Below are 3,392 nucleotides of genomic sequence, written 5' to 3'. Positions count from 1 at the left end.
GCGCTGCGGCGCCCCTCACTGGCCATCCAGAGCCGCTCGCCGAGCGCCACCAATCCCTCGGCGTCGATCTCCGCCGGCAGCGGGACCTGCGGCGATCCCTTCAGATCCAGCTGGAACAGGGGCCGCAGCGGCACCCGGCCCAGCTGCCGCACGCCGCTCCAGGCGTCCACCCGGCCCCGGGGGGCATCGCTGAGCAGCAGCAGCACGTCGCTCTGGCTTTCGTAGCTGGCGGCGGAGTAGCCGCCCTGGGGTGCTCCGTCGGCCCCGCGGCGCGGCAGGCGGGCGCCCGCCTGAAGATCCCAGCCCGCCTGGGCCGGGCAGGGCAGCAGGGGTGGAGGCAGGGGCGACGGCGGAGCGGCGGCGATCAGGGGCATGACCATGGCTGGAATTCTCCCGTTGCCAGGGGACCGCGGCGGCATCCCGGGACACCCGGGGGTGGGGCGGGTAGGGTCGAAGCATCGGAGGGGGATGGGTGATGCGATCCCCAGCGGGAACCCAGCCGCCGGCCGGCGGCCTCACGGAAGACACCGGCCGGCGCCTGGCGGTGCTGATTGATGCCGACAACGCCAGGGCGGCGGTGATCGAGGCGGTGCTGGAGGAGGTGGCCCGCTTCGGGGAGGCGATCGTGCGCCGCATCTACGGCGATTTCACCTCCAGCCAGAGCGCCTCCTGGAAGGCACTGCTGAACAAGTTCTCGATCAAGCCGATGCAGCAGTTCGCCTACACCGTGGGCAAGAACGCCACCGACAGCACGATGATCATCGATGCGATGGACCTGCTGTACACCCGGCGCTTCGACGGTTTCTGTCTGGTGACCAGCGACAGCGACTTCACGGGCCTGGCGGTGCGCCTGCGGGAGGAGGGCCTGCTGGTGTACGGCTTCGGTGAGGAGAAGACTCCGGCGGCGTTCCGCAACGCCTGTCACAAGTTCCTGTTCACCGAGGTGCTGCGCACCGCCTCCCGCCAGGGGGACGACGGCGTCCAGGCCGGGGAGGCCCGCCGGCCCCCGGAGGACGTTCCCCCCGCAGGCCCCCATCCGGTCATCCCGGCCGACTTTCTGATGGAGGCCCTGGATCGCTCGGTGGACGAATCGGGCTGGACCCAGCTGGGCACCTTCGGCAGCTACCTGCAGAAGATTCAGCCCGATTTCGATACCCGCCTCTACGGCTTCCGCAAGCTCTCCGACCTGGTGCGTGGCTGCCCCTCCCTGTTCGTGATGGAGGAGCGGGAAGCCCCGAGCGGCAACCGCACGATCGTCTATGTGCGGGCCCGGGAGGACGACTGAGGCCGGCAGACTGGCCCCCTTCCGCCGCGGCCCTGACCCTGCCATGACCCTGCAGCGCCTGGCGGCCTTCAGCGACGGCGACCGGGGCGGCAACCCGGCCGGGGTGCTGATCACCGAGACCTTGCCCGCGGACACCGCGATGCAGCGCATGGCGGCCGAGGTGGGCTACTCGGAGACGGTCTTCGCCGCCCCGCAGGGGGACGGCTGGCGGGTGCGCTATTTCTCCCCGACCGTCGAGGTGCCCTTCTGCGGCCATGCCACCGTCGCCCTCGGGGCCGCCCTGGCGGAACGCTGCGGTGATGGGGTGTTCCCGCTGACGCTGAACCAGGCCGCGATCACGGTGGAGGGCCGACGGCAGGGGGAGCGCTGGAGCGCCGCCCTGCAATCACCCCCCACCCACCACCGCCCCGTGGCGGCCGATCTCCTTGCGGCCGCCCTGGCCCTGTTCGGCTACGGCCCCGGCGACCTGGATCCGGCCCTGCCACCGGCCATCGTCCACGGCGGCGCCGACCACCTGCTGCTGCCCCTGCGCCGCCGTGGGGACCTGGCTGGCATGCGCTACGCCATGGAGGACGGGGCCCGGCTGATGGCGGAGGCGGGGCTGCTGACGCTCCTGCTGGTGTGGGCCGAAGGCCCCCGGATGTTCCACAGCCGCAACGCCTTCGCCGTCGGCGGGGTCTACGAGGACCCGGCCACCGGGGCGGCCACTTCGGCCCTGGCCGGCTACCTGCAGAGCCTGGGCTGGCCCCACGGCGGGTCGATCACGGTGGTGCAGGGGGAGGACATGGGTTGCCGCTCGCTGCTGAGTGCCGGAATCCCGGCGGAACCGGGGGGCTCGATACGGGTGGAGGGCCAGGTGCGCCGCCTTGCGGCCTGAGTTCAGGAGGCCTTTTCCAGGCGCTTCACGATCCAGCCCATCAGCACCAGGGAACCCAGCAGCGCCACCAGCAGGGCGATCGTCATGGAAACGGGTGCATGTCCGTCGCATTATGACCACAGGCACCCCAGCCCTGGTCCGAGCCGTGCAGAGCCATCCCGAGCTGGTCTTCGTCTACGGCACCCTCAAGCGCGGCCACGGCAACCACCACTGGCTCGGTAATGCGCCCTTCCTCGGGGAGGCGGTTCTGCCGGACGTGGTGCTCCACGACCTGGGCCCCTTTCCGATGGCGGTGCCCGGCGATGGGGTGGTGCGGGGTGAGGTGTACGGCGTGGATGCCGCCGGCCTGGCCCGGCTCGATCGGCTCGAGGGCTACCCCCGCCTCTACGACCGCCGGCCCCTGCCCCTGGCCGATGCCCGTCGGGCCTGGGTCTACCTGGGCCGGCCCCATCAGGTGCGCCACGTGGCCGCCATCGCCGACGGCCGCTGGCGGGGGCCGGCGCCGGGTGCGGCCGTGCGCCGCAGCCAGATGGGCCTGGCCATGGTGCTGGCCCTGGGAGGAGCCGTGCTGGCGGCCGTCCTTCCCCCCGCCACCCTGGCCTTCGACACCCTCTCCACCTGCAACGCCTGGCGCGGCAGCCACGGCAGCGCAAGGGTGCTGCTGGGCAACAGCCTCGGCGCCGCCCACTACCTCACCAAGAAGCAGCGGCTGCAGGAGAGCCCGGCCGAGGCGCCCGTGGCGCTCTACAGCGACAGCGATCTGCAGCGGGTGTGCGGGCGTTAGCTGCCGGCCACCAGCCAGCGCCCCCCCGAGCCCAGGGCCACCACCAGTCCGCCCAGGGCCAGGGACGGGCCGCTCCAGAAGGCCAGCTGCAGCAGGCGCCGCAGCATCAGCAGGGATCCGCCCACCCCCACCAGCACCGCCAGGCTCTGGCAGAAGGCGATCACATGGCTATCGGCGCTCCAGCTCGGCAGCCGGGCGGCCAGGGCGGGCCAGAGGGTTTCGGTGCTCACCGGCAGCAATCGGCCCCCCTCCGCCATTCCCATGGGCAGATGCTGGGCCAGCAGCAGGCCCCACAGCAGGGGCAGCAGGGCGTAGAGCAGCAGCCAGCTGGGGCTGGCCGGCCGCAGCCGCGCCGCCAGGGGCCGCAGCAGCAGCCACAGCCCCGAAGGCAGGGCCAGCGCCAGGGCGGCGAAGGCCAGGCGGCCCAGCAGGGGGCCCTGCCCCAG

The 3,392-nt window shown here is 72.6% G+C and carries 3 protein-coding genes and 2 pseudogenes; 3 read left to right on the top strand and 2 right to left on the bottom strand.

Features of this window, described 5'->3' with window-relative positions; translation table 11 throughout:
- Positions 1 to 380: pseudogene (locus VB737_RS15790) on the bottom strand (esterase-like activity of phytase family protein); the annotation flags it as partial.
- Between the two features lie 95 nt (positions 381 to 475).
- Here VB737_RS15790 and VB737_RS15785 point away from each other — a divergent pair.
- The 3 genes from VB737_RS15785 to VB737_RS15775 all read left to right on the top strand — a co-directional run bounded on the left by VB737_RS15785 (position 476) and on the right by VB737_RS15775 (position 2,946).
- Positions 476 to 1,285 (top strand): NYN domain-containing protein, encoded by an 810-nt coding sequence (locus VB737_RS15785; RefSeq protein WP_500314348.1) that lies wholly within the window; start codon positions 476 to 478, stop codon positions 1,283 to 1,285.
- 43 nt (positions 1,286 to 1,328) lie between these two features.
- Positions 1,329 to 2,162, top strand: coding sequence for a PhzF family phenazine biosynthesis protein (locus VB737_RS15780; RefSeq protein ID WP_500314347.1), 834 nt, complete (start codon positions 1,329 to 1,331; stop codon positions 2,160 to 2,162).
- A gap of 145 nt (positions 2,163 to 2,307) precedes the next feature.
- Positions 2,308 to 2,946 carry a gamma-glutamylcyclotransferase family protein gene (locus VB737_RS15775; RefSeq protein WP_500314345.1) on the top strand — a complete coding sequence of 213 codons (639 nt, stop codon included), beginning with the start codon at positions 2,308 to 2,310 and terminating at the stop codon, positions 2,944 to 2,946.
- On the opposite strand, the pseudogene VB737_RS15770 reads toward VB737_RS15775, so the two are convergent.
- Positions 2,943 to 3,392, bottom strand: a pseudogene (locus VB737_RS15770) (4Fe-4S binding protein); the annotation flags it as partial. The gene VB737_RS15775 and the pseudogene VB737_RS15770 sit on opposite strands and share 4 nt — an antisense overlap.

Origin of the sequence: Synechococcus sp. BA-120 BA3 (genome assembly GCF_034931285.1) — a bacterium.
GTDB lineage: Bacteria > Cyanobacteriota > Cyanobacteriia > PCC-6307 > Cyanobiaceae > Cyanobium.
Note: the sequence above shows the minus strand (reverse complement) of the source record. Positions and strands in the feature narration are given on the sequence as shown.

Bases quoted from the DNA above. Each gene is read 5' to 3' on its own strand.
- VB737_RS15780 (WP_500314347.1), top strand. From the start codon at position 1,329: ATGACCCTGCAGCGCCTGGCGGCCTTCAGCGACGGCGACCGGGGCGGC.
- VB737_RS15785 (WP_500314348.1), top strand. From the start codon at position 476: ATGCGATCCCCAGCGGGAACCCAGCCGCCGGCCGGCGGCCTCACGGAA.